28 protein-coding genes are annotated in these 25474 nt (G+C 42.2%); 14 read left to right on the top strand and 14 right to left on the bottom strand.

Annotated elements, in window-relative coordinates:
- Positions 1–11: 11 nt before the first annotated feature.
- Positions 12–1565 carry a sodium-dependent transporter gene (locus tag HZC34_00390; GenBank protein ID MBI5700293.1) on the top strand — a complete coding sequence of 518 codons (1554 nt, stop codon included), beginning with the start codon at positions 12–14 and terminating at the stop codon, positions 1563–1565.
- A 78-nt stretch (positions 1566–1643) separates the two neighbouring features.
- Here the strand turns inward: HZC34_00390 and ispH are convergent, their stop codons facing one another.
- Entirely contained in the window at positions 1644–2492 is an 849-nt protein-coding gene (ispH, locus tag HZC34_00385) for a 4-hydroxy-3-methylbut-2-enyl diphosphate reductase (protein MBI5700292.1), read from the bottom strand.
- A 68-nt stretch (positions 2493–2560) separates the two neighbouring features.
- Here ispH and HZC34_00380 point away from each other — a divergent pair, with 68 nt between their 5' ends.
- Positions 2561–3901, top strand: coding sequence for a sugar ABC transporter substrate-binding protein (locus HZC34_00380; protein MBI5700291.1), 1341 nt, complete (start codon positions 2561–2563; stop codon positions 3899–3901).
- A gap of 14 nt (positions 3902–3915) precedes the next feature.
- Positions 3916–5754, top strand: a complete 1839-nt coding sequence (glmS, locus tag HZC34_00375) for a glutamine--fructose-6-phosphate transaminase (isomerizing) (GenBank protein MBI5700290.1) — start codon at positions 3916–3918, stop codon at positions 5752–5754.
- 114 nt (positions 5755–5868) lie between these two features.
- Here the strand turns inward: glmS and HZC34_00370 are convergent, their stop codons facing one another.
- Positions 5869–6210 (bottom strand): hypothetical protein, encoded by a 342-nt coding sequence (locus HZC34_00370; GenBank protein ID MBI5700289.1) that lies wholly within the window; start codon positions 6208–6210, stop codon positions 5869–5871.
- Between the two features lie 109 nt (positions 6211–6319).
- Here HZC34_00370 and HZC34_00365 point away from each other — a divergent pair, with 109 nt between their 5' ends.
- From HZC34_00365 to HZC34_00340, 6 genes are all read left to right on the top strand, one after another.
- Entirely contained in the window at positions 6320–6487 is a 168-nt protein-coding gene (locus HZC34_00365; protein MBI5700288.1) for a nucleotidyltransferase domain-containing protein, read from the top strand.
- A gap of 20 nt (positions 6488–6507) precedes the next feature.
- A complete protein-coding gene (locus HZC34_00360) occupies positions 6508–6660 on the top strand; it encodes a hypothetical protein (GenBank protein MBI5700287.1) in 153 nt (50 codons plus the stop codon).
- A 197-nt stretch (positions 6661–6857) separates the two neighbouring features.
- Positions 6858–8699, top strand: coding sequence for a beta-galactosidase (locus tag HZC34_00355; GenBank protein ID MBI5700286.1), 1842 nt, complete (start codon positions 6858–6860; stop codon positions 8697–8699).
- 76 nt (positions 8700–8775) lie between these two features.
- Positions 8776–10002: an ATP-binding protein gene (locus tag HZC34_00350; GenBank protein MBI5700285.1), complete on the top strand. Its 1227-nt coding sequence runs from the start codon at positions 8776–8778 to the stop codon at positions 10000–10002.
- 281 nt (positions 10003–10283) lie between these two features.
- Positions 10284–10541: a hypothetical protein gene (locus tag HZC34_00345; protein ID MBI5700284.1), complete on the top strand. Its 258-nt coding sequence runs from the start codon at positions 10284–10286 to the stop codon at positions 10539–10541.
- A gap of 81 nt (positions 10542–10622) precedes the next feature.
- Positions 10623–13037, top strand: a complete 2415-nt coding sequence (locus tag HZC34_00340; GenBank protein MBI5700283.1) for a glycosyl transferase — start codon at positions 10623–10625, stop codon at positions 13035–13037.
- Positions 13038–13053: 16 nt separating this feature from the next.
- Here the strand turns inward: HZC34_00340 and dapB are convergent, their stop codons facing one another.
- Genes dapB through HZC34_00285 form a run of 11 tightly spaced genes read right to left on the bottom strand, consistent with a single transcriptional unit; the run spans position 13054 to position 21500 of the window.
- Positions 13054–13734, bottom strand: a complete 681-nt coding sequence (dapB, locus tag HZC34_00335; GenBank protein ID MBI5700282.1) for a 4-hydroxy-tetrahydrodipicolinate reductase — start codon at positions 13732–13734, stop codon at positions 13054–13056.
- Complete coding sequence (dut, locus tag HZC34_00330) at positions 13721–14182, bottom strand: dUTP diphosphatase (protein MBI5700281.1); 462 nt, start codon at positions 14180–14182, stop codon at positions 13721–13723. Before dut ends, dapB begins: the two co-directional genes overlap by 14 nt.
- Before the next feature lie 30 nt (positions 14183–14212).
- Positions 14213–15475, bottom strand: a complete 1263-nt coding sequence (locus tag HZC34_00325; protein ID MBI5700280.1) for an insulinase family protein — start codon at positions 15473–15475, stop codon at positions 14213–14215.
- Positions 15472–16077, bottom strand: coding sequence for a nicotinate-nucleotide adenylyltransferase (locus HZC34_00320; protein ID MBI5700279.1), 606 nt, complete (start codon positions 16075–16077; stop codon positions 15472–15474). Before HZC34_00320 ends, HZC34_00325 begins: the two co-directional genes overlap by 4 nt.
- Positions 16074–17318: a glutamate-5-semialdehyde dehydrogenase gene (locus tag HZC34_00315; GenBank protein ID MBI5700278.1), complete on the bottom strand. Its 1245-nt coding sequence runs from the start codon at positions 17316–17318 to the stop codon at positions 16074–16076. The genes HZC34_00320 and HZC34_00315 overlap by 4 nt, the downstream gene beginning before the upstream one ends.
- Positions 17315–18070 (bottom strand): glutamate 5-kinase, encoded by a 756-nt coding sequence (gene proB, locus HZC34_00310; GenBank protein MBI5700277.1) that lies wholly within the window; start codon positions 18068–18070, stop codon positions 17315–17317. The genes HZC34_00315 and proB overlap by 4 nt, the downstream gene beginning before the upstream one ends.
- A gap of 46 nt (positions 18071–18116) precedes the next feature.
- Positions 18117–18359 carry a 50S ribosomal protein L27 gene (gene rpmA / locus HZC34_00305; GenBank protein ID MBI5700276.1) on the bottom strand — a complete coding sequence of 81 codons (243 nt, stop codon included), beginning with the start codon at positions 18357–18359 and terminating at the stop codon, positions 18117–18119.
- A complete protein-coding gene (rplU, locus tag HZC34_00300) occupies positions 18349–18663 on the bottom strand; it encodes a 50S ribosomal protein L21 (GenBank protein ID MBI5700275.1) in 315 nt (104 codons plus the stop codon). Before rplU ends, rpmA begins: the two co-directional genes overlap by 11 nt.
- A gap of 16 nt (positions 18664–18679) precedes the next feature.
- Positions 18680–18985, bottom strand: a complete 306-nt coding sequence (locus HZC34_00295; protein ID MBI5700274.1) for a DUF2344 domain-containing protein — start codon at positions 18983–18985, stop codon at positions 18680–18682.
- A complete protein-coding gene (locus tag HZC34_00290) occupies positions 18973–20619 on the bottom strand; it encodes a radical SAM protein (GenBank protein MBI5700273.1) in 1647 nt (548 codons plus the stop codon). Before HZC34_00290 ends, HZC34_00295 begins: the two co-directional genes overlap by 13 nt.
- Positions 20595–21500, bottom strand: a complete 906-nt coding sequence (locus HZC34_00285) for a cation transporter (protein MBI5700272.1) — start codon at positions 21498–21500, stop codon at positions 20595–20597. Before HZC34_00285 ends, HZC34_00290 begins: the two co-directional genes overlap by 25 nt.
- A gap of 180 nt (positions 21501–21680) precedes the next feature.
- Here HZC34_00285 and HZC34_00280 point away from each other — a divergent pair, with 180 nt between their 5' ends.
- Positions 21681–22754, top strand: coding sequence for an anthranilate synthase component I family protein (locus HZC34_00280; GenBank protein ID MBI5700271.1), 1074 nt, complete (start codon positions 21681–21683; stop codon positions 22752–22754).
- 81 nt (positions 22755–22835) lie between these two features.
- Here HZC34_00280 and HZC34_00275 read toward each other — a convergent pair whose 3' ends face one another.
- Positions 22836–23621 (bottom strand): hypothetical protein, encoded by a 786-nt coding sequence (locus HZC34_00275; protein MBI5700270.1) that lies wholly within the window; start codon positions 23619–23621, stop codon positions 22836–22838.
- 41 nt (positions 23622–23662) lie between these two features.
- Here HZC34_00275 and HZC34_00270 point away from each other — a divergent pair, with 41 nt between their 5' ends.
- The 4 genes from HZC34_00270 to HZC34_00255 all read left to right on the top strand — a co-directional run bounded on the left by HZC34_00270 (position 23663) and on the right by HZC34_00255 (position 25270).
- Positions 23663–24070 (top strand): hypothetical protein, encoded by a 408-nt coding sequence (locus HZC34_00270; protein ID MBI5700269.1) that lies wholly within the window; start codon positions 23663–23665, stop codon positions 24068–24070.
- Between the two features lie 284 nt (positions 24071–24354).
- The gene (locus HZC34_00265; GenBank protein MBI5700268.1) at positions 24355–24669 is read left to right on the top strand and encodes a nucleotidyltransferase domain-containing protein; all 315 of its coding nucleotides are present in this window, start codon (positions 24355–24357) and stop codon (positions 24667–24669) included.
- The gene (locus tag HZC34_00260; protein MBI5700267.1) at positions 24659–25033 is read left to right on the top strand and encodes a HEPN domain-containing protein; all 375 of its coding nucleotides are present in this window, start codon (positions 24659–24661) and stop codon (positions 25031–25033) included. The genes HZC34_00265 and HZC34_00260 overlap by 11 nt, the downstream gene beginning before the upstream one ends.
- Before the next feature lie 57 nt (positions 25034–25090).
- A complete protein-coding gene (locus HZC34_00255) occupies positions 25091–25270 on the top strand; it encodes a 2-hydroxymuconate tautomerase family protein (protein MBI5700266.1) in 180 nt (59 codons plus the stop codon).
- Positions 25271–25474: the final 204 nt, after the last annotated feature.

The raw sequence follows: 25474 nt of genomic DNA, 5'->3' as shown, positions 1-25474 counted from the left end.
CAATTTTAAATATGCTGGCAGAGAAAAAACGCCAAAAATGGGGAACAAAACTTGGGATCATACTTGCTGTCGCGGGATCGGCTGTGGGTCTTGGAAATTTCTTAAGATTTCCGGTCCAGGCAGTACAGAACGGCGGCGGCGCTTTCATGATCCCGTATTTCATCTCTTTTCTTCTTCTTGGAATACCCCTTATGTGGATCGAGTGGGCAATTGGGCGGCATGGGGGACTTTTCGGTCACGGAAGCGCCCCATTTGCGCTCAACCGCCTTTGGAAGAACAGGATCGTCAAATACTTAGGAGTAATCGGCGTCTTTGGCCCGATCGTGATATTTATTTACTATACATATATAGAATCTTGGCTTTTGGGCTATGCGTTCTTTGCGATAACAGGGAAGCTTTTTGCGATCGCAACTCCTGAAGGGATGAAAGGTTTCCTTTCGGCATATCAAGGCTTGGCTCCAGGCAGCAATATCACAACCGCATATATATTTTTCATGATAACTTTCATATTAAATTTTTACTTTCTATATAAAGGCATTGAGGGCGGGATCGAACTCCTCTGCAAGATAGCTATGCCGATACTTTTTATTTTTGGAGCGATCGTTGCGGTGAGGGTTTTAACCCTTGGGGTGCCAAATCCCCTGCACCCCGATTGGAGCATCGTGAACGGATTGGGATTTTTATGGAATCCTGATTTCTCGATATTATCGAGCGCAAAAGTTTGGATGGCGGCCGCGGGGCAAATATTCTTCACGTTAAGTGTCGGTATCGGCGCAATATTGACCTATGCGAGTTATTTGAAACGCGGGGATGATATAGTTTTATCCGGGCTTTCAGCTTCGGCCACAAACGAGCTTGCAGAAGTTGTACTCGGCGGATCAATCGCGATCCCTGCAGCATTCGCATTTTTTGGCCAGGTCGGGGCGATGGAAGCCGCAAAAAGCGGGGCTTTTAATCTTGGTTTTGTATCTATCCCGCTTATTTTCGCGCAGATCCAATTCGGGGCGATATTCGCGGTTCTCTGGTTCCTCCTATTATTTTTAGCGGGCATCACGTCATCTGTATCGCTTGCGGAACCAGCAATTGCATTTATTTCCGACGAATTCAATTTGGACAGAAAAAAAGTAGTTTCCAGGCTTGGGATAATTTTATTTTTGCTATGCCAGCTGCCTATTTTCTTTCTGGGATATGGAGTAGTGGACGAGCTTGATTTCTGGGCCGGGACTTTCTGCCTAGTGCTTTTCGGAACGATTGAGACAGTGATATTTGTCTGGATATTCGGTATCGAAAAAGCTTGGGATGAAATGCATCATGGCGCCGAAATGCGGATCCCCGGATTTTACAAGCCAATAATAAAATATGTGACCCCCCTATTTCTTTTTTCAATTTTATGGTTTTGGATAATTCAGGAAGGCATACCGACAATTATGATGCACAATGTTCCCGATGCGCAAAAGCCATACGTATTGACAACAAGGATCGGATTGATATTGTTGTTCCTGTCGATAGCATTTCTTGTGCACATCGCTTGGCACAGGAAAAAAGCTTTGGGAGAGATCGAATGAACATTTATGGCTGGCTATTTATGTCGATATCCTGGATTTTCATAATCGTGTTGACGACCTATTGCTTTTATAGAGTGCTCATTGAGCCTGAAGAAGATTTATAACTTCGTCCATAACCCACTCTGGAGTTGAAGCGCCAGCTGTAATTCCTAATTTTTCTTTATTCTTGAACCAATTCTTGTCCAATTCTTTCGCTGTCTGTATTTGAAAGGTTTCAGTCCCGGTTTTTTTGCACAACTCGGTCAACCTCTTGGTGTTCGCGCTCTTTGTATCGCCAATAACGAGCATTAGATCGACTTTCTTCGCGAGCTCAACCGCCGCACCCTGCCTTTTGCTTGTCGCTCCGCAAATAGTCTTGTGTGCGATGACGTTTTTTGTCCTAACTTTAAGACTTGAAACGACTGAATCAAAATTTGCTTCCGATTGCGTAGTCTGGGCAACGACACCCACCCCATTTATTAAAACGCTATCAGGAATTTGGTTAAGATCTGTTGGCGATTGGACGACAAATGCCTTATTATTCGCCCAACCCAGTATCCCGCGGACCTCGGGATGTTCTTTGTCGCCGATTATGACGATTGTTAGCCCCTTTTCTGATAAATTTTTTGCCAATCGTTGCGCGTTTTTGACCCATGGGCATGTCGTATCGATAAGCTCATACCCCAAAGCCTTGGCGTCTTCATAAGTTTTAGGGGTTACTCCGTGAGCTGAAATAATTAATATGCCTTTTGGCTCAAGAGGTACTTCAGACAAATTGTTTACGGTTTTTACTCCAAGATTCTTTAATTTTTCGACAACTTGAGTGTTATGGACAAGATTCCCTAACATATATACAGGCTTTTTTGCGATCGTTTGCTCTAGCGCTATTTGATACGCTCTTTCAACCCCTTCGCAAAATCCCGCGTGCTCGGCAATTAATATCTCCATATATTAATATTTTCTCAAAAAAATGGTATAATTGCTATAGAGTAATCAAAATAAAAGGAGAAAAAGACGTGAGAAAGTTTATTGCCGTGTTCTGCCTCGTTTTGTTGTCGATGTCCCTTATTTCCTGCGCCCCATCGAAAAAAGAAGGCGGCCCTGTCACTTTAAAATTGTGGATGATGCCAAACTCCCTTGAGCCCCAAAAAGATATGGAAGAGGTTTTGAAAGATTTCGAAGATGTAAACCCGAATATAAAGATCAAAGTTACTGTACTTGACTGGGGAGCCGCGTGGACCAAGATCACAACCGCCGCTACATCAAATGATGTCCCGGATATCGTACAGCTAGGCTCTACTTGGGTCGGATCAATATCCGGCATGGGCGCGCTTTGGGACATGAAAGACAAAGCCGCAGAACTTGGCGGAGAAAAAGCTTTTGTTCCTGCTGCATGGAAAACAAGCGGTATCGTAGGCTCCGGACAAGTGACAGCTGTTCCCTGGATCGTTGACGCACGCGCTCTATTTTACAGAACCGACGTTTTCAAAAAGTTAGGATTAACCGCAAAAGATATTGATACCTGGCAATCGTTTGAAAGCTCTCTTAAGAAAATAAAAGAAGCGAAGCTTACAATAGAAGGATTGGAAATTTTGCCGTTAGGAATGTCCGGTAAGAATGACTGGAACGTTGTTCACAATCTTGCCCCTTGGATCTGGGCTTCAGGCGGAGATTTCCTGGCTCCCGACATGAAAACGTCTCTGTTAAACGACAAAGAAGCGGTTGATGCAATATTGTTCTACGTGAACTTGGCAAAACAAGGACTAGTACCGCCAGAATATTTGGAATTAAACACCGCTCAAGTAAGCTCGAACTTCAATAACGGATCAGTTGCAATGTATTTTGACGGCCCATATGAAGTAAGGACCCTGACAACTCCTCCTGCGCAAGGCGGAGCGTCCGATTCGATAACCGCCAGAAATTTTGCTGTCGTTCCTTATCCTAAGGGACCTAAAGGAAGATATACTTTTGTTGGAGGAAGCAACCTTGCAATATTCAATGCATCCAAGAACAAAGACGCCGCATTCAAAGTTTTGAAATATTTAACGATCGATCCTAAAGCCCAGCTGGCCTATACAAAAGCCTGCGGATTCCTGCCGGCTTATAAAAAAGTATTCGATGACCCTTATTTCTCCGTAGATCCTGCAAGAAAAATATTTAAAGATGCCATAATATATGGAAAAGCCTATCCTTGCATCACAGCTTGGGGAATGCTTGAGCCTATATTGACCAGGAGATTTGGCATTCTTTGGGATTATGTAACTGGATCAAAGGCAGAGATCGATCGAGCCGAGATACAAAATCAGCTTGAACTTGCAAAACGCGAAATGGAAGCGATCCTTTCGCAAGGAAAATAATCAGGTAAGTTAATATGTGCGGAATTTTCGGATATATCGGAACAAAAGAGTCCCTACCCTTCTTGCTCGAAGGCTTAAAGAAGCTCGAGTACAGGGGATACGATTCGGCAGGGGTCGCTACAATTGACGAAGGGCGTCTTTTCGTTACAAAATCCTTAGGCAAAATTGTCGATCTTGAAAAAGAATTGGTTAAACGCCCGATTTCCGGAAATATCGGCATCGGACACACAAGATGGGCGACGCATGGCAGGCCATCCGACGAGAACAGCCATCCGCATACCGATTGCCACAATGAGATCGCCGTCGTACACAACGGCATAATAGAAAATTATCTCCAGTTGAGGCGAAAGCTTAGTGAAGAAGGCCATCGTTTTTTATCGACAACTGATACGGAAGTTGTAGCACACCTTATCGAAAAGCATCTTAAAGCTCGCGGCGCCTCTCTTGAAGACGCGGTCAAAGCCTCGCTAAATGAGATCGAAGGTTCATACGCTTTAGCAGTCGTCTGCCAGAAAGAACCAAATAAAATAGTGACAGCTCGCCACGGAAGCCCGCTTGTAATAGGCGTTCTTGAAGGTGAATATTTCGTTTCGTCAGATATTCCCGCGCTATTGAAATATACAAGCCAAATAATATATATGAATGATTTCGAAGTCGCGACACTCACCCACTACGACATAAAAGTCCAATCGTTAACAGGCGATAAGATAGAAAAAGAAGTGGCCCTTATCTCTTGGGATCCCGAATCCGCTGAAAAAGGCGGTTACGCGCATTTCATGCTAAAAGAGATACACGAACAGCCAAAGGCCATCCGCGATACGATATCGGGCAGGGTCAAGATCGAGTCTTCTTTCATCCACTTCGACGAATTAAATTTCACCGAGGAAGAAGCTAAGAAAGTTAACAGGATAGTATTTACAGCTTGCGGAACGTCGTGGCACGCGGGTCTTATTGGCGAATATTTGGTGGAACAGCTTTTAAGGATACCGTCGGAGGTCGAATACGCCGCCGAGTTCAGATATCGCCACCCGATAGTAGACGAAAATACTTTAGTTATCGCAATATCACAATCCGGCGAAACAGCCGATACTCTTGGCGCAATTTGGGAAGCAAAAGCCCAGGGGGCAAAAGTAATAAGCATCTGTAATGTGGTTGGGTCTAGTGTCGCGCGCGAATCGCATGGCGTTATTTACACTTATGCGGGCCCTGAAATAGGCGTCGCGTCAACAAAAGCTTTCACAACTCAATTGACCGTAATTTACCTGTTCGCGTTGTTTCTTGCTAAAAAGCGAGGATCGATCCCATTATCCGAAGTCCAAAAAATGATATCTGACCTTATGGAAGTCCCCGATAAATTAGAAAGAGTTTTGCTTCGCGAAAAAGATATAGAAAAGATCGCGGGAAAATATTATAAAGCGAACAATGCATTATTTTTGGGACGGGGAAAAGGATTCCCTATAGCGCTTGAAGGAGCTCTCAAGCTTAAAGAAATATCATATATACATGCGGAAGGCTATCCGGCCGCCGAAATGAAGCACGGGCCAATAGCTTTGATCGACAAGCACATGCCGGTGATTGTTTTAGCGCTATCAGGCAGGAGATACGACAAGATTTTGGGAAATGTCGAAGAAGTAAAAGCCAGAGGCGGGATGGTTATAGCTGTCGCGGCCGATGGCGACGATTTGATCACGGAAAAAGCGGATGATATCATTTCAATTCCAACAATTACGGAAGCCTTATCGCCAATACTTGCCGTAATCCCTCTTCAGCTTCTAGCTTATTATATAGCTGTTAAAAGAGGCTGTCACGTAGATCAGCCTCGAAATCTTGCAAAGTCTGTTACTGTAGAATAAGCCTATCGCTCAACAACAAGCCCAGCTTTAGTTTACATTCTATCTTAGGCCCTTCCATTATTCCCCCTCAAATTTCCGAAAGTGTAAAAGACTAAAAGTATAAAGAGTAAATTATTATCTGTCCTCAACAAGACGGACCGCATCGTTGTCATAGCGATCCTCTGGATTGCGGTTGTTTCGGTTGTAGTTGAACAGGTGACGGAGAACATAAGTATCGTCAAAATATTTACTTTCTGTCCACGTCCAGTTGTTTCCTGATAATTTGTTTTTAGCTTTTAACCATTCATCTTCAGTTTGAACCATGAATGTCCTACCGGTTTGGGCGCTCAACCGTTCTGCAAATTTTCTTGAATCCAATAAACTCACATAAGTTAGGGCATCTCCAGCTTTTGAAGGGTTATCAAGAACAGCTTTAAGCTGAGCGGCATTATGTCCGACAAACTTACATCCTTCCATAACTTGTTTGAATAAGCCAACCGTGACTTTACCTAAACCCCTTTAATCTGGTACAATAAGTTACCGGCAAATGTTTTGAGGGATTTCACCTGGGAGGGAAGTATTTTTTATGATCGGCAAATTGAATGATATAGAAGAAGTTGCGCTAAAAGAATTCAGTGGTAATCTTAAATCTTTTGCAAAAAACAATATCAAACAGATACTTTTGTTCGGGTCAAAGGCTCGTGGAGATTTTAATAACGGATCAGATATAGATGTTTTTATCTTGGTAGAGTAGATAAGTCGGATTCAACTCTAATGAAAAAAATAGCTTCATTTGCCACAAAATTACTCCTCAAATATGGGATCTTGCTTTCACCCAAAATAATCGAAGAATCCCATTATTCTTTTTTAAAAGAACTTGGGACCGCTTTTGCAAAAAACATTGAAAGGGAAGGAATAAAAGTATGAATTCTTCCAATCTTAAAATAAGGATCAAATTGGAGATTGAGAAGTCGGAAGAATCGTTTAAAGCTGCAAAAGTACTATTCGATTCCGAGCTTTACAATGCAACCAAATTTATTGCGCGTATTTATGCCTGATAAGAATCTAATTTAGACACAGTAATCTCCTTGCCCCCCCGCCCCTTGACCCTTTATAATATAGCCATGCAATTCGGAGTCACATTTTATCCCGACCAATACCCAAGAGAGATCTGGGATAAAGAATTTTCTGAAATAAAAAAGATAGGCTTTGGCGTTGTCCGTTTCGCAGAAATGGCTTGGGACTTATTGGAAAAAACTGATAACAAATTCACCTTCGAAGACCTCGATCATGCGATGGCGCTATGCGAAAAACACAAACTAAAAGTATTGCTCGGAGTCCCAGTCTCTCAAGCCCCCCAATGGCTAGTGTCAAAGTATCCCGAAATCCTGCATATATCAAACGACGGCTATATCCACCCCGAATATGGGCCGCGTCCAAACGCCTGCAGGGACAATCCAATATATAAAAAATACGCCGAGCGATTAACAAGAAAAATGGCGGAAAGATACGCAAAACACCCTGCCCTTTTCATGTGGCAGATCGATAACGAGCCAAATTATCCGCCGCTTGATCTCACCCATAACAAAGATTATTGCCATTGCGCACAAACCAATAAGAAATTTATAAAATATGCGAAAGCTAAATATAAAACTTTGGACGAATTAAACTATGCCTGGGGCACAAAGTTTTGGACCCAGACTTTCTCCGACTTTGCGCAAATAAAGACTCCAAGGGTCGGCATGTGGGATGCGGGAAACCCTCATATATATCTTGATTGGTTCAAATTCAAATCGGAATCGTTGTCCGAATGGCTAAAGAACCTAAAAGCAATAATAAAAGAATACGATAAAGAAAATAAGATCGGTACAAATAGCTTTACGAGCATAATTAATAGGATCGCCGATCATAGAGTTATTGCCGAAGAGATGGATTGGTTCGGCTGGGATATTTACCCCAAGGGCACAGAAAATTCTATCGAATCCTTAGCCCAAATTGCTGATTATTGGCGTTCGGTTTGCGAATCGACGGGATCAGAATTTATTGTATCGGAACTTCAAGGCGGCCCCAATGTTAGATGGGGCAATGGTGACTGGGTGACAGGCGCTGATATTAAAGATTGGGTCGAAGTCATAAGTGAGCATGGCGCAAAATTGATATTGTTCCACAACTGGAGACCCCCACTTTTTGGATCGGAAACAGGCGGATTTGGAATAATGAAGCCCGACGGAACCAAAACAGAAAGATACGATGCGATAAAAGAGATCATAGCGACACAGAGACACAGTGACACAGAACCACAGAAACATAGCCACACTGCAATCTATTATTCCCGCCAATCAGACCTCGAAACATACCAAGAAGAAGGCCAATCAAGGCCGACACCTCCAACATGGTTCTCGGGCAGAGGCGATCTTGGAATGTTTTACTCGAACAATTCGATCGCAGGTGCTTATCGCCTTACATGGCAGAACAATATTCATGCCGACTTTATTTTCGACAAAGAATTTGAAGAAAAAATACCGCCATACAAAAGATTGCTTCTCGCAAACCCATACCTTTTAAGCGAAAAACAATTCGAAAATATCATGGAATTTGTGAACAACGGCGGATTTTTAATTTCCGAATGCAGGTTCGGGCTAAAAGACGAGCATGGACATTTATACGAAAAACCTCTTCTGGAAAGACTTCTTGAAGTTGAGCATCGATACACGGAGATCATAAAAGATAAATTATTTATTCCAAAATCTAACTCCTACGCATGCGGTTTTCGAGATATAGTTTCGGTTAAAGATAAAAAGTCGGTCGAAGTGATGCAAAAGTTCGAGGACGGCCACCATGCTCTTCTTGAGGCTAAGATCGGAAAAGGGCATGTGATCTATGCGACATTCCAACTGTTCGGAAGTATTTTGAAGTTTGAGAATAAAGATCTTGCGGTTTCACTCCATAAAGCGTTGATTATCTAAGTCGTTTCTGTCGCAGTGCGCCCTTCGCAAGGCTCGCGTACTTGACTAATTTATAGTAGTAGTATAAAATAGCCATATGTACAAAAAAAGACAGCTTGAACATTTAATCCTTAAGCTAAGCCGATTATCTCCCGTTATCCTGCTTGCAGGCCCCAGGCAAGTAGGGAAAACCACTCTACTTGAGCACTTAAGCAAAAAGAGCAAGCACGCATATGTATCACTCGATGAATTTGAATTCCGTTCCGCCGCCAAATCCGATCCGGCTTTGTTCCTTGAGAAAAACCCGCCTCCATTGATCGTTGACGAGATACAATATGCTCCGCAGCTATTGCCCTACATAAAAACCAGGGTTGATCGCGCAAAAGGAAAGCTTTCTTATTGGCTGACCGGCTCACAGCAATTCCATCTGATGAAAGGCGTGTCCGAATCCTTGGCAGGCAGAGTAGCCATCTTAAAATTGAGCGGCATTTCACTTTCAGAAGAAACAGGAAATAAATCTATCGGTTTGCTGAATATCCTTGAGAAAAACAAATTTCCCGTGAGCCTGCCCAAACCTCGGCTCATGGAATTATTCTCGCTTATTATTCGAGGGTCTTTCCCAAAGCTCATTGGAAAAAATATTCTTCCACTAGATACGTTTTACGGCTCCTATATTCAAACATATATTGACCGCGACCTAAGGGATTTGGTTCGGGTTGGCTCTTTATCGAGTTTTGAAAAATTTATCAGGCTTTGCGCAGCCAGAACAGCCCAACTCTTAAATCTTTCCGATCTTGCCCGGAACAGCGACATAACTGTCAACACAGCCAAAGAATGGTTAAGTATTTTAGAGGCTAGCGGCCACGTCTTTTTGCTTCGGCCGTATTATAATAATATTTCTAAACGATTGATCAAATCTCCTAAACTATACTTTCTGGATACGGGACTAGCTTGCTATCTGACTGGCTGGAAAGACCCAAAAACAACAATGAATGGCGCAATGGCAGGAGCGCTATTTGAAACTTTTGTATTTTCTGAAATCATCAAGAGCTTCTGGAATCGAGGACAGGAACCCCCCGTTTGGTATTACCGGACCAAAGAAAAAGAAGAAATTGATATTTTAATTGATGTAAACGGCAAACTTTATCCGATAGAAATAAAACTCTCTTCAAAAATTACGGATAGCGACCTGAAGGGGATCAACAGTTTGAAAAAGACAAAAATGCTACTTGGCAAATCGCTGTTTATTAATTCCAGCGCCTCTCGCTACCCAATCAAAAAAGGGATCGATGCCATTCCTTGGACAATACTAAAATACATTTAACGTCTCCATCCTTCGCAAAGCCACAATTCCAGCCAAATTCACACGATTATCTCCCGCTCTTAATTTCGCAGGATCTCCTGCTAATGTTGCTCTTTGCCTCACCAATTTCCAGTTTGCAGTTTCCCCTGCTCGGACTCTACATTCAAAAGCTGCCATGTTGTTTCCTCATATTTTTCCTAAAAACTCATCTTTGCCCCAAGCCATAATTGGGTGCTATAATGTTATCGACAGGAGTTTTGAGAAATTCCAGGTAATTTATAAATATTTTTGGAGGGCATAAAATGGTAGAAAAAATTAAGAAAGAAAATCTATTAAGGATCCCAAATTTGGTGCTAAAAAGAGTTGGCCTTCATCCGGGTGATTATGTCGAAGTGGCGGACGACGGATACAAAATAATTATCACCCCTAAGTCAGTTGACGAAGCCTTCTCCGATGAGGAACTTCTTAAGCTTGAAAAGCTATCAAAAGGTAAAAAGGGAAAAGCTTTTAAAAATAGCGAAGCATTGTCGCGACATTTAGACAAATTATCCAAAAAATGAAGTATTTTACGTCCCCTCCATTAGAAATATATAATCCTAATCCCATTTTGAAATAATACATGAAAGGAAGATTTAATTAGCATGAAATTCGGACATTTTGACGTAGAAAATAACGAATACGTGATAGAAAGGCCCGATACCCCGACCCCATGGATCAATTATATAGGAAAAGGACAATATGGAGGCATCGTTTCAAATACCGGCGGAGGCTATTCCTTCGACCGCGATCCAAAAAATAAAAGACTTCTAAGATATCGCTATAATTCGATACCGGTAGACCAACCAGGACGATATGTATATATAAAAGATGAATCAAAAGGGTTCTATTGGTCTCCTACATGGCAGCCGACAACACAAATCCCAATTTCCAAATCCCAAATCCCAAACAAATCACAAATCCAAAATGATGAAATAATGAACTATGAATGTCGGCATGGTTTGGGATATACGACAATTACAACAACTTATGAAAACATTGAATCAAAGATCACCTATTTCGTGCCTGGAGATGAAGCGCTCGAACTATGGCATGTAAAGATCAAAAATAAAGACAATAAAGCCCGCAAATTAAAGCTTTTTAGCTACGCCGAATTTTCTTTTTATGATTCCATGAAAGACCAAACGAATGTCGACTGGTGCCAGCAGATAAATCAGGGAACATTCAAGAATAATTCTATATTCTGGACCTCATTCATGAAAACCTTGGGCTATACTTTCTTTTCAACAAACGCAAAAGTTCATAGCTTTGACACGGATCGCGAGAAATTCATCGGAAACTACAAAACTCTTTTAAATCCTATCGCTGTAACAAACGGTACATGCTCCAATTCGGAAGCCTTGCGCGGAAATGGCATTGGATCGCTTTGCATAGAAGTTGAATTAGCCCCTAATGAAGAAAAAGAGATCGTATTTATTCTAGGGACCGCGGAAACTCCTGAAGTCGCACTTCCCATGATCAAAAAATATAGGGATTTGAACACAGTCCATGCTTCATTCGATAATTTAAAGAGGTCGTGGAGCGAATATATCTCCAAAATCGAAGTCAAAACGCCGGATACCGAAGTCAACGTAATGCTGAACACATGGAACCAGTATCAATGCAGATCAACATTCAATTGGTCGCGCTTTGTATCGCTATATCAGCTTGGCGTCAATCGAGGGATGGGCTTCCGTGATACGGCTCAAGATACATTGGGGGTTATGCATGCGATTCCAGAAGAAGCAAAGAATACAATAATCAAATTATTGAAGATCCAATATAAAGAAGGCTATGCCGCCCATCAATTTTATCCATTAACCGGAGAGATTGATATTGGAGATGCGGTTGAAGGCAGCAAAAAGTCGGCAAAATGGTATAGCGACGATCATTTGTGGCCAATACTCGCTACTTGCGCTTACATAAAAGAAACCGGCAATTTTAAATTCCTAGACGAAAAAGTAAAATCCTTGAACGGCGTTGGAACAGTACTTGAACATTTGCAGGCGGCGATCGAATTTTCGGCAACCCACACTGGAGATCATGGCCTAACTCTTGCCGGATGGGCAGACTGGGACGATACGCTAAACCTTGATACAGGAAAAGGCAAAGCAGAATCTGTTTGGAGCTGTATGCTTCTAGGGCGTGCACTTCTTGATATGATCGAACTCTGCCAAGTCATAAAAAAGCCAAAACTTGTAGAAAAATATAAAAAATTACACGAGCAATTCAAATCCGCCGTCAACAAAGACGGCTGGGACGGCAAATGGTATTTGAGAGCTTATACTGACGAAGGAAAAAAAGTAGGCTCCGACCAAAATGAAAAAGCTAAGATATATTTATTAGTCCAAAGCTGGGCTGTAATGGCCGGGTTTGCCGATGAAGAAAAATCAAAATTAGCTTTAGATTCTGCTCACAAAATGCTCAATTCAAAATACGGATTGGTCTTGATCGCGCCCGCATACAACCATTTTGACTTCAAAATTGGCGGAACAACAACATATCCTCCCGGAGCCAAAGAGAATGGAGGGGTTTTCCTCCAGACAAATCCGTGGCAGGTTATAGCTCAAGCAATGGTCGGCAATGGCGACCGCGCATATCAATATGGAACGCAAATATTGCCGTCAAAGAAAAATGATATCGCCGACCTCTATGAAGTTGAGCCATATGTCTATTGCCAGAATATTTTGGGCAAAGAACATCCTCAATTCGGGCTTGGCCGCAATTCATGGCTTACAGGCACTGCCGCCTGGGCATATGTCGCATGGATCCAGTATATATTGGGCGTCCGCGCGGAATATAATGGTTTAAGGATCAATCCATGCATACCGAAAAAATGGAACGGGTTTGAAATTAAAAAACAATTCAGGGGAGCTAATTATTTTATTGTTGTAAGGAACCCGGAAAACGCGGCACATGGAGTTAAACAGCTAATAGTTGACGGTAAAAATATTGACGGAAACTTGGCCCCGATTTTCGAGTCGGGAGATCATCACATCGAAGCTGTCTTAGGGAAATGACCTCGGTTCCGAACTTTTACAAGATGTTTTCCAATCCGTAAACTAGACCTTTTAGGCTTTTGACTTTTCGGATGGCAAGAATAACTCCTGGCATAAATGCCTCGCGATTGATCGTATCGTGGCGTATAGTCAATGTTTGCCCCAATCCCCCAAAAATAACTTCTTGAGAAGCTACAAGCCCCGGGAGTCTAACAGAGTGGATCGGGACCTCACCTCCCCCGCCAATCGTTTCTTTTATCATATGGGCTGTCTTAATAGCTGTCCCTGACGGCTTATCGACTTTTTGCGGATGATGCAGTTCGATTATTTCAACATTCTTTAAATGCTTGGCGGCTTCTTTTGAAAATTGCATCATAAGCACAGCGCCAATGGCAAAGTTTGGAGCGACCAAACAATTAACTTTATTTTTTTCACATAGTTTGGCTATTTCTTTAAGATCATCCGGTTTGAGCCCGGTTGTACCTACAATTGCGTTAGCCCCGGCGTTTAGAATATTTCCAATATTCCCCATTGCCGCATCAGGATGCGTAAAATCCACTACAACTTCAGCATTATATTTTTTTATGGATCCAGATAAATCGTCGGATACATCAAGTTGAGCCACAAGCTCAAGATCGGCTTCTTTCTCAACGGCTTTCACGGTCTCTGATCCCATTTTGCCTTTTGCCCCGTTAACTATAACTTTAATTTTTGCCATGTGACACTCCAGTGTGTCCAAAGCCTCCCGCCCCTCTTTCGGTCGAAGGAAGTTCGGACACTTCTTCAAATTCGATCCTCTCGATCTTATTGATTATCATTTGTGCGACCCTGTCTCCGCGTTTGACGACCAATTGTTCTTTGCTGTGGTTCATTAAGATGACTCCGACTTCGCCGCGATAATCTGCATCAACGGTTCCGGGGGTATTTAAAACTGAAACTCCCCGCTTTAAAGCTAATCCTGACCTTGGTCTTACTTGAGCTTCAAATCCTGACGGGATCGCAATGGATAATCCGGTTGGAATTAGCCTCCAATCGCCGGATCCTATAATTACCTCATCCCCTACCGCGGCATAAAGATCCATGCCTGCCGCGTGTTCGCTCATGTATTTTGGAAGAGGCAACCCTTCAAAATGAGGCAATTTCTTAACTTGTACTTTCAAATTCATGATGAATATTATAGCCTTTTTGCCGTATTTTTAACAGCTTAAAGTTTTGACCGGGGATTCGGTAATATCGCCTAGGATCGTTAAGGTCAGATATTTGTCTACGAAATACTCTGTTGCAAGCCTTATGATATCGTCCAGTGTTACTTTATCGACTTTTTCGAATATTTCTTCAACAGTAATTGTTCTGCCGTGGTAATATTCGGACTTTGCAATATAGCTCATACGGGCAGAAGAGGACTCGAGCCCTAAAACTAAACCGCCTTTGATATGTTCTTTTGCGCGGGTTAGTTCTTCTTTTGACATCCCCTCTTTCTTCATCTTAGAGAGCTGCTTTAATATCAATTCGATCACTTGTTCAAGATTCTTTTTCTCGGTTCCCGAATAAACATAGAATATGCCAAAATCACGCATCGGTTGTGAGGTTGAGTAAATAGAATAAGCAAGCCCCCTCTTTTCACGGATCTCTTGGAAAAGCCAGGAGCTCATTGACCCGCCTAAGATCGTCTCTAAGATCGAAAATGCGTACCTGTCTTCGTCTATTTGGGATATCCCTTTTGTGCCCAAACAAAGATGGACCTGCTCTGTCTTCTTATGTTTAACTTTTATTTCGCCTTTTATCTGTGGCAGGCCAAGCTTTTGTGAAACTTTATTTCCCGAAAAATCTTTAAATAATTTTTCCGCCAAACCCAAAACTTCTTTATGGGTAATATCCCCCGCGGCAGAAATAAGCACATTGTCGGGACGATAAAGCCTGTTGCGATAAGTTGAAAATGAACCTTGTTTGAAGCTTGAAACGCTTTCTTTGTTTCCCAATGTCGGCTTGCCCGCCGGATGGCCATGGAGTATCGTTTGCGCGAAAAGATCATGTATAAGCTCGTCCGGAGTATCTTCATACATATTGATCTCTTCAAGGATCACGCTCTTTTCCATATTAATATCACTGTCGCGAAGAGCCGGATTCAAGAAAATATCCGTAAGAACATTTACCGCGACATCCAGATGCCTTTCGAGAACGACTGCATAGTAAACTGTATTTTCCTTGCTCGTATAAGCGTTAAGCCTTCCGCCAACCGCATCAAGTTCGGACGCAACTTGGAAAGCGGATCTTGTCGGCGTCCCTTTAAAAGCCATGTGTTCTATAAAATGAGTAAGGCCTTCCTCTCCTTGCAATTCATCGGCAGAACCGGCTCCAACAACGATCCCTAAAGCAGCCGAGCGAAGGCTTGGGATGCTCTCGGATAGAACTTTTAACCCGTTTGGCAAAATTGTTTTTTCGGATTGCGGTATGTTCATTTATACAACTTATTATCCTTAATATATTTTAATACCTTTGGAGGGAGCACGCCCGCGACCGATTTGCCTTCTTTTATCCTTTTCCTGATATTCGACGATGAAATATCTTCTTTTAATTCCATTAAATGTATCTTGTCGACTTCTTTTTGAAGCGGCGGGAATTTAACGAGCCTTTTAAAGGTCCTGATCTTTGTCCCCGGCCTGGTCCCCACAATAAATTCGCATAATTTGAAAAGTTCGAGCGGTTTTTTCCAATCCAAGATCTCGTTTATGGAATCAAGGCCCATTATATAAAAAAGTTTAACTTTTGACTTGTATTTCAAAACTAATCCGTTAAAAGTGTCGACAGCATACGATATGCCTTTTCGATCGAGCTCGATCCTTGAAATGGAATATTTGGGAGTTTTACCGATCGCGATCAGAACCATATTAAAGCGATGCTCTTTGTCTATAACATCTTTTGGATCTTTGTGAGGTGGATTTGCCGATGGAATAAATATGATTTCATCTAGAGCGAATTCTACAAGTGCCGCTTTTGCCAATGCCAAATGACCATTATGCGGAGGATTGAACGTCCCGCCCATTATTCCTATGCGCTTCATCTTGTCTGGCCGGTGCCGCTGACTACATATTTATAAGTTGTAAGTTCCGGAAGCCCCATCGGGCCTCTTGCGTGAAGCTTTTGAGTAGAAATTCCTATCTCCGCACCGAAACCGAATTCTCCCCCGTCGGTAAACCTTGTTGACGCGTTGACATAAACAGCCGCCGAATCAATATAGGATGTAAAGTAATCTGCAGCTTTTCTGTCTTTTGTGATAATTGTTTCGGAATGCTTAGTGCTGAATTTATTTATATGTGAAACCGCTTCTTCATAGTTTTTTACAACTTTAACAGCAAGTATCAAACCCAAAAATTCGGTTGCCCAATCTTCATCTGTTGCAGGCTTTACCGTTTGATCTATTTCTAACACTTTGGCGTCTCCTCGCAGCTCAACATGAGCTTCACGAAGCTTGGCAAAAACCATGGGCAGGAACTTGCTGGCTATCGCTTCATCGACTAATAGTGTTTCGATTGCGTTGCAAACAGATGGACGAGAAACTTTGGCATTGAGAACAATATTTACGGCCATCTTAAGATCGGCTGACTTTTCTACATATGCGTGGCAATTGCCCTCGCCAGTTTCGATAGTCGGGATCCTTGAACGCCTGATGACATTTTGTATCAAGCCTTTCCCGCCGCGCGGTATCAAGACATCAATATAGTCGCGAAGCTCCATCATCTCTTCAGCGGAATCACGATTCGTATTTTCTATGAGTTGGATCGATCCGTCCGGTATCCCCGCGTCATACGCAGCTTCTCGAACAACTTTTGTAAGCATGATATTGGAATTAATAGCGTCCGATCCTCCGCGAAGCACCACCGCATTCCCGGCCTTAAGACATAGCGCCACAGAATCCACAGTGACATTGGGCCTGGCCTCGTAGATTATTCCGATAACACCCAGCGGAACCCTGACTTTCTTGATCTTTAATCCATTAGACCTTCGCCATTCAGACAGAACTTCGCCAACTGGATCAGGTAGATTTTTTACGATGAATAGGGATTCCACGATCGATTTTATCCTGTCGCCATCAAGAGACAGCCTGTCCAAAAGCGAACGGGAGAGTTCTTTTTTCTCCCCGGCTTCAAGATCGATAGAATTTGCGTCCAAAATGGATTTTGCATTCTTATTCAGTGCATCGGCAATTTTTTCTAAAGCATAATTCTTGACCTTGGTTGGAACATTTCCAAGCTTTATAGATGCTATTTTTGCAGCTTTTGCTTTTGCTTCAACTTCGCTCATATAAATTTTGTCCCAACTTTTTCACCGGCGGCGATTTTTTGTATGACGCCGGTTGTTCTCCCATGCGCGATGATAACAGGAATGCCGGCTTTTTTGCATATTTTGGCCGCTTGGATCTTTGTTTTCATGCCGCCTATCCCAAGTTGAGTGCTTGGATGCCCGGCGGCATCTTCAACCTCATTATTGATATCGTCTATTTGTTCGACTTTATAGGGGATGCCTTCATCGGAACTCAAATAAAAGCCGTCGACATCGGTAAGCAGGACTAGGAGGTCAGCTTCGATCATAACAGAAACCAAAGCAGAAAGCGTGTCGTTGTCCCCCACTTTTATTTCTTCGACCGCGACGGCATCATTTTCGTTTATTACGGGAACAACGCCTTCCTTGAGAAGCATATGAAGGCAATTTTTCGCATTGAACTTTCTTTCACCGCCCGACAATTCGTCGCGGGTCAAAAGTACTTGAGCGACGGTAACGCCAAATGCTTCAAAGGCTTTATCGTATTGGCGCATTAGTATCGCTTGGCCTACAGCCGCGGCGGATTGTTTTTCGGGGATCGTTTTTGGTTTGGTCTTAAGCCCTAACCTCTCCGATCCTGTAACAATTGAGCCCGATGTAACGATGATGACTTTCTTCTTGAGGTCGGCTACTTCTTTTACGATGCGCTTTAGGTTTGGAAGGTCTAGTTTGCCTTTTTCGTTGGTTAAAGTCGAGCTTCCGATCTTAATTACGATTGTGTCGTATCTAGCCATAGTCAGGCTATTATATAATGACAAATGTCAAATGACAAATGTCAAATTATGCTTGAGGAAGAACTGAAACTTTGTTGCCTGAAAACGTTACAAATCCTTCGGCTGTGGCAAAAAGAGTATGGTCGGAACCAAGTCCTACATTTTTACCCGGATATATGTGTGTTCCTCTCTGCCTGAGGATTATGCCGCCTGAAAGGATGTGTTGTCCGCCGTAAACCTTGGTGCCTAATCGTTGTCCATTTGAATCGCGGCCGTTACGGGATGTCCCGCCGCCCTTTTTATGTGCCATGAGAAGAAACCTCCTGAATTTCAACTTTCATTAGATTTTGTCTGTGCCCTTTTTTGCGATGATAATTGACTTTGTGCTTATACTTGTAGTTTATGACCTTCTCGTCCTTGAAAGTTTCAAGAACCTTGCCCGAAACTATGGCTCCCTTAACATAAGGGGCTCCAACTTCGATCTTATCGTCGGCCGATACCAAAAGTACATGCTCGAAATCGACGCTATCCGATACCGGCAGCAATTCTATCTCGATCACATCGCCTTTTTGGACCCTATATTGTTTATTTCCCGTTTCAATGATTGCGTACATAACAGTGTTAATTATACTATAAGTTCTTAATACCGTCAATAATAAGTATCCTGATCCCCTTTGGGGCGGCCTCATTTAGCCTTTCTTTTAAGAGCTCTAATTGTGTTTCGAAAGTCAATTCCGCTTCGCAGGCATCGGATGTTTCCCCCACTTTTAATGCCCTAGTCTTGTATGATATCTTCATGCGTGGATTGAAGCCTTGTGAATATAAAATTGGAAGATCGGCTCGCCTTATCGTCCGCTCAAGAGCGCGGATCAAATCAAGGTGAGATATGAATTTAATTGATTCATCTTTTGTATATATTATCTTTACAATGAACAAGAAATATTCCCCCAAGGAAGCGCTTCACCCTCTGCCCTTTCCCTTAGATATTCATCCATGGAGATCCCGCAATTCTTAAATGCCTGTTCCCATTGTTCGAATTTGAAATTCTCCGACCAAGCATCAAGGCGCGCGCCAAGATTCCAAGCTTGCTCGATCACCTTCGACAACCTTTTGTCTCCCCGCGAAAAAACACCCTCAATAATTGAAGTTTTGGCGTCATGCCATCTCAATTCCAAACCTCTTCCACGAACATTTTGTCTCAATATTTGTTGGCGCTCAAGGATCTCAGGAAGCGAGATCTGCTTCTCTCTTTCAAAAGGAGTATGCGGCTTCGGAATAAATGTTGAGACAGCGGCCGTGACATGGGCCTTATGCGAATATTCAAGCCCTATCTGGATTACTTTTTTTGCAAGGTTCGCTATCGCATATAGGTCGTCGACTTTCTCCGTCGGAAGTCCTATCATAAAATATAGCTTAATGCTTGTTATCCCTTCCGAGAACGCGACCCTAGCACCCGACAATATTTGCTCTTCGGTCAAGTTTTTCCTTATATGTCCCCTCAGCCTATCGGTCCCTGCTTCAGGGGCGACCGTCACAGAAGTTGGACGTACCCTTTGGATCTCTTTCATGAGCTTTACACCGAGAGAATCCAATCGGAGCGATGGCAATGCGACATTAATTTTCTTTGGAGCGAGTTCGGTCGAAAGTATTCTCGCAATAGGTTCGATCTCCGAATAATCTGATGAAGATAGAGATATTAAAGAAAGTTCTTCGTATCCGGTATTTTGAATGATCTCCCGCGCCAGGCGCAAAACAGTTTCCGCTTTCCTCTCCCTGACGGGCCTGTAATCGCAAAAGGCACTGCAGAATTTACACCCGTGCTTGCATCCTCTCATAACTTCGATGACCGCCCTGTCATGGATCGTTTCAAGGAATGGAACTATAGGTTTTATGGGGTACGGCGCCGAATCAAGGTCTTTTACGTATCTTTTTTTAGTCTTATTTCCGATCGAAGGGACGTAAACCCCTTGGATTTCTGAAAGCTTTTTTAATCTCGTTACTCGTCCCTCGTTGCCCGTTACTACTTGTACTATTTCAAGGATCACTTCCTCCGCTTCCCCTATAACAAAAAAATCGACAAAGTCCTCGATAGGCATGGGATTGAAGGTACTGGGCCCTCCCGCAAAAACAAGCGGATCGGTGTCTGATCGATCTTTGCCAAAAATTGAGATGTTCGAAAGTTTAAGTATCGTGATGATGTTCGTATAAGTTAATTCATGCCCAACGGAAAGGCCAAGCATGTCAAAATCCCCCAAAGGCCGACAGGATTCCAATGAGAAAAGTGGTAAGCCGTTAGCTGTCAGCTGTTCGGCCAAATCATTTGCGGGACAGAAAAATCTTTCGCACAAAACATCATCATGGAAATTAAGAATATGATAGAGAATTTGGATGCCAAGATTTGACATGCCGACCTCGTATAGATCGGGGTAGCCAATGGCGATCTTTATTGCCGTCTTGTCCCAATCTTTATGGATCGAATTCAATTCGTTGCCGATATAGCGCGCCGGACGCCGGACCAATGGGAGTATCTGATCGATCTTTTCCTTTAATGCTTGTGGGGTCTGCTGCAAATCATTCCTCCCTCACATGATTCGCACTCGGGCTGCAAAGTCGCATGTTCAATATTGAATTTATCATGGAGCATATCCTCGATCTTGTCCAAAATTCCGCTGCACTCCGAAAGCTTTGCGTCTTCAAGGTCAATATGCGCTGACAGCGCGTGATAGCCGGATGTAATGGTCCATATGTGCAGGTCGTGGATATTTTTTACGCCTTCGATCTCTTTGATGCTTTTTATAACATTTGGAAGTTCTATGCTTTCCGGAACAGCTTCGAGAAGAATGGAAATAGATTCCGTTAGAATATCGTATGCGCCGCGCAAGATCAAAAGACCTATTATTATGCTTAATATAGGATCGATCGCAGTGAAGCCCGTGAACATGATGATCAGACCGCCAATTATGACGCCTATTGAAGACAAAGTATCAGATGCGACATGCCGAAATGCGCCCTTAATATTTAAATTTTCTTTACTGTGGGGGGAAAGGATATATATTGAAAATAGGTTTGCGAGAAGACCCACCAAGGCAACGATCATCATTAAATTGCTGTTTATTTCATGAGGAGAATAAAACCGGCGAAAAGCGCCCCAAAAGATCGCGATCGCGATTAGAACCAAAATTACGCCATTTGCCAGTGCAGAGAGTATCTCTAGGCGATAATACCCATAAGTTTTTTCAACATTGCCTGATACTTTTCTTGCGACCCAAAATGCCAAGAGAGCAAAAGCAAGCGAGAAAACATCGGTCAGCATGTGGCCCGAATCGGAAAGCAGCGCCAAACTGTTCGAAAACACCCCCCCCAAGAATTCGACGAACATTATAATGGCTGTAACCGACAGAGTGATTATTAAAGAACTTTGGCTTTTTGCCTCGTGCTCGTGGCTATGCATGAGCTAATTTTAACACCATTGTGGTATAATTCAAACAAGTCATGCTATAGGCCGCGGCCATCCAGACCCCAAATTATGCTATGCGAGATAAACTTCGATAAACAAAACTTAATATTCGATAAGCCCATCGGCTTAATACAAACTTATAAGCTTTCCGAGATAGAAAATTGCTTTGAAGAGATGGAACGATCAATTTCGAAGGGCTTTTACTTGGCGGGCTTTTTGTCATACGAAGCCGGGTATGCCTTCGAGAAAGTCCTTCAGAAAAAAGAAGTATTCGATTTTCCGCTGCTATGCTTCGGAATATACAACGGTTACGGCAAAGGCAACGAGGCCCGTTTCGGCAACGTTAAAACGGATGTCGGCCGAAAGACGTTACCCCTAGACGATACGGGCATCGTCACCCAAACCGATCCCCCTTTCAATCTATCACAACCCCAATATCATGACAAGATCAACAAAATAAAAGAATACATAGCCAAAGGCGACACATACCAAATAACCTTCTGCGTAAAAAAGAGGTTCGATCATAAAGGCGATACATATGCTCTTTACAAAAAGCTTCTAAATTACCAACCTGTCCCCTATCCAGCATATATCAAGCATGAAGACTTCGATCTTTTATCGCTGTCCCCCGAAATGTTCCTAAAAAAGACAAATAGAGAAATAATCGTTAAACCTATGAAGGGAACACTTCTTAGGGATGGATCGTTTATAAATAATATTTACGGGAAGACATGGCTGCATCGCGACCCAAAGAATCGAGCCGAGAATATAATGATAACCGACCTTTTGAGGAATGACTTGGGAAGAATTTGCGATAAAGGCTCGGTTAAAACAACAAAACTTTGCGAAGTTGCAAAATATCGGACAGTTTACCAGATGACTTCAACTGTTAAAGGGAATACTAATAAAGAAATCCCAATTTATGATGTATTCAAAGCGCTTTTTCCATCAGGATCCGTAACGGGCGCCCCAAAGATCCGCGCAATGGAAATTATAAGAGAATTGGAAGAAGAAGAAAGAAATATCTATACCGGCGCAATTGGATATTCTACCCCAAATAGAGATATGTTCTTCAACGTCCCGATCCGGACAATATTAATACAACATTGTTGGGATTTTGAAGTTGGAAGTTGGGATTTCTCGGATGAGATGGGCATCGGCGGCGGTATTACATGGTACTCAACACCCGAAGGAGAATATGATGAGTGTGTAATCAAGGCTCGATTTTTAGATGTGGCAAATATTTAGCATAAAGATCATGCGCTTGGAAGAAGAGATGGGATTATTTGGACATTACCCCGATCCAATAATATCTAGCCGCTCCTCGCATCAGGGGCGATATGGCTCCTCTTTGTTAAGAAGATACGGAAGAATCCTCTCTGCAAATAAATTCGGATGTTTTTCATGAATAATCCTTGCATTAGCAAAAAAGCTATCACGCCCTAAACCCTTGATGAGCCTTTTGCAGTCTTCATCTGATATGCCGCCAATGAGCTTGTTGAGATTGGCTTTTGATAAACCTCCAACGAGATCGTTGAGACGGAATTCAATGTATCTTCTAACGAAGAGCTCGTCGAGGTCTTCTCTTGTTAAACTTTTTAAGAGCTTCGCGAGTGTTGCTTTCATCGCGGGTTCTAAACGTCCTGCTTCTAATAATATGGAAAAAAGACTATCGTCAACTCCGATTTGATCTGGAACAATTATTCCTGCTTGCTTCAGGAGCTTGCTAAATTCAACTGTAGTCTGATCAGCCGCATTTTCGCCTCTCTTTCCTATTTCTTGAAGGACTTTCTTCCGCTGATCTCCATTCCCGTTTTGGAGAACATCAATATCCGCTATCCTAATTAATCTAAAAAAATTAGAATTTTGATCATGGCGATAGTTTTGGGAAAATAGATATCCACCTTCATTTTTTATAGCAGTTCGTTCTGTTAATCCATATAGCGATCGCCGCCAAGTAGGCAATTCGCCTGTTGCCATTTTTCTTTTTGTATCCCCCTCTCTTACGCGAACAGGAAAATTCAACAATTCTTTGCTGCGCATATACAATGTTGTGCCGTAGACATTCCAGCTGTCGGTCACTCTAAGGAATACATAGAATGCTGTTTTTGACATATTCTCCTGAAGTAGTAAACTATTGATATAGGAGGAATCTAATGCTTAAAACATCTGCTAAAGAAAAAACATTCTTCGACGATTTCATTTTCCGCAATTTCATTCCCAAAGACCATAAACTGGTTAAAATTAAAGATTTTTTAAATCTTGACTTCATCCCTGCATTAGTAAAAGACGCGTATAATAATGAAAACCCTGCCGGCCGCAACCCCATTGATCCCAAAATCATTTTCATGGCATGTCTTCTGGAATTCATTGAAGCATTCAATCAAGTGATAAAACAATTAAAAGAGGCGGGTTTGATCTCCGGGCAGCTCCAGTCCCAAGCTGCCGCTGACATGAGAGCCGATATCGCTTTGCTTAACGTTTTCCAAAGGAAAGATGAGTATAGTGTTTTTGTTTCTCACACACAACTTGAAAGACAAACCGCTGTATCGTTTAACGCTTAGCCTGCTGGCGGCCTTGGCGCCGCCCAAGGGAGGGGTGCGTCCTGATAATGGTTAATTATTCAGAATGACTCAAAAATCTTAGGAAAGGAGGGAAAAAGAAAAGAGAAAAACAAAAAAGGACTGAAATTCAGCCCCTAAAATCCTTATTAACTGCTATATTTTTTATCTTGCAAATTTTTCGGAGCTCTCATGAATGATTTTCGTCAAATAATAGGTGCAATTCCATTTTGAAGCCTGATTTTATTCAAATTGACACTGAAGTACGTGATTGATAGAATTATAATATGGTTACAAAAACAAAAGTTGATCAGGCTATTAGATCGATCAAAGATTCCGTCGATCCTGACGAGATCTATTTATTTGGAAGCTATATTTCCGGCAAGATCAAAGAAAATAGCGATCTGGATATTTGTATAATTAAAGATGGCGTGGCCGATAAGCACTCTCTGCTTTCCAAGGCAAAAAAATCCATCTTTAACATCGAAATGCCCACTGATATACTTTTTTTCAGTAAAGAAGCTTTTGTTAAGCGGCAAAATTTATGGGGAACCATTCAGTACGAGATCTTTCATAAGGGCAAAAAAGTATATGAAAGATGAAAGACAGCTTGTTGCGGACGAATGGCTTCAGTTCGCAAAAGATGACCTGGAATCCGCAAAGATCATCCTGAAAGAATCGGATAATTATCATATTACCGTTTATCACACACACCAATCCATTGAAAAGCTCTTCAAATGGTTTTTATTGAAAAACAAACAAAGATTCCCTTTCATTCATGATCTAAAAGAACTTTTTCGGTCTATAAACAACATCAAGAAACTCTCGTTACAATTTGATGACATAACATATATCGATGATTTTTATCCTCAACTTCGATATCCTACCGGAGAAAATATTACAAAAGAAGAAGCCGAAAAAAGCCTGATAATTGTAGAAAAAGTGTTCAAAGAACTGACGATTTAATTGATAATTATTTTTATTCATTCTATCCAATATTCATTAATATATTAGGAGGGATAAATGCCAATAGTCAAGATCGGTATGTGGGCCGGAAGAACCGCTGAAATGAAAAAGAAACTCATTGAAAATGTGACAAAAACTGTTTGCGATACGCTTGAATGCAAAACTGAAGCCGTTATAATAGTTATCGAAGATATTCCCAAAGAAAACTGGGGCCAAGCAGGAAAACAAGGCGAATAATTAATGAGATTTGATCATGAAGAGACTGGTTAGGAAGCGAACGTTTTCCGACGGTTTTTGAACATAAGACACCTCCATAGAAATGATACAACCATTGTAGCAAATGGCTAAAAAGCTAAAATTGAAATGGGCTAGCCGACTGGGGCGGGCTTTCTTTTTTGGACAAAAATCCTAAAAATATTTTTTTATCGCCACAAAGAACAT

The organism is Candidatus Saganbacteria bacterium (assembly GCA_016223245.1).
GTDB lineage: Bacteria > Margulisbacteria > WOR-1 > XYC2-FULL-46-14 > XYC2-FULL-37-10 > JACRPL01.
Note: the sequence above shows the minus strand (reverse complement) of the source record. Positions and strands in the feature narration are given on the sequence as shown.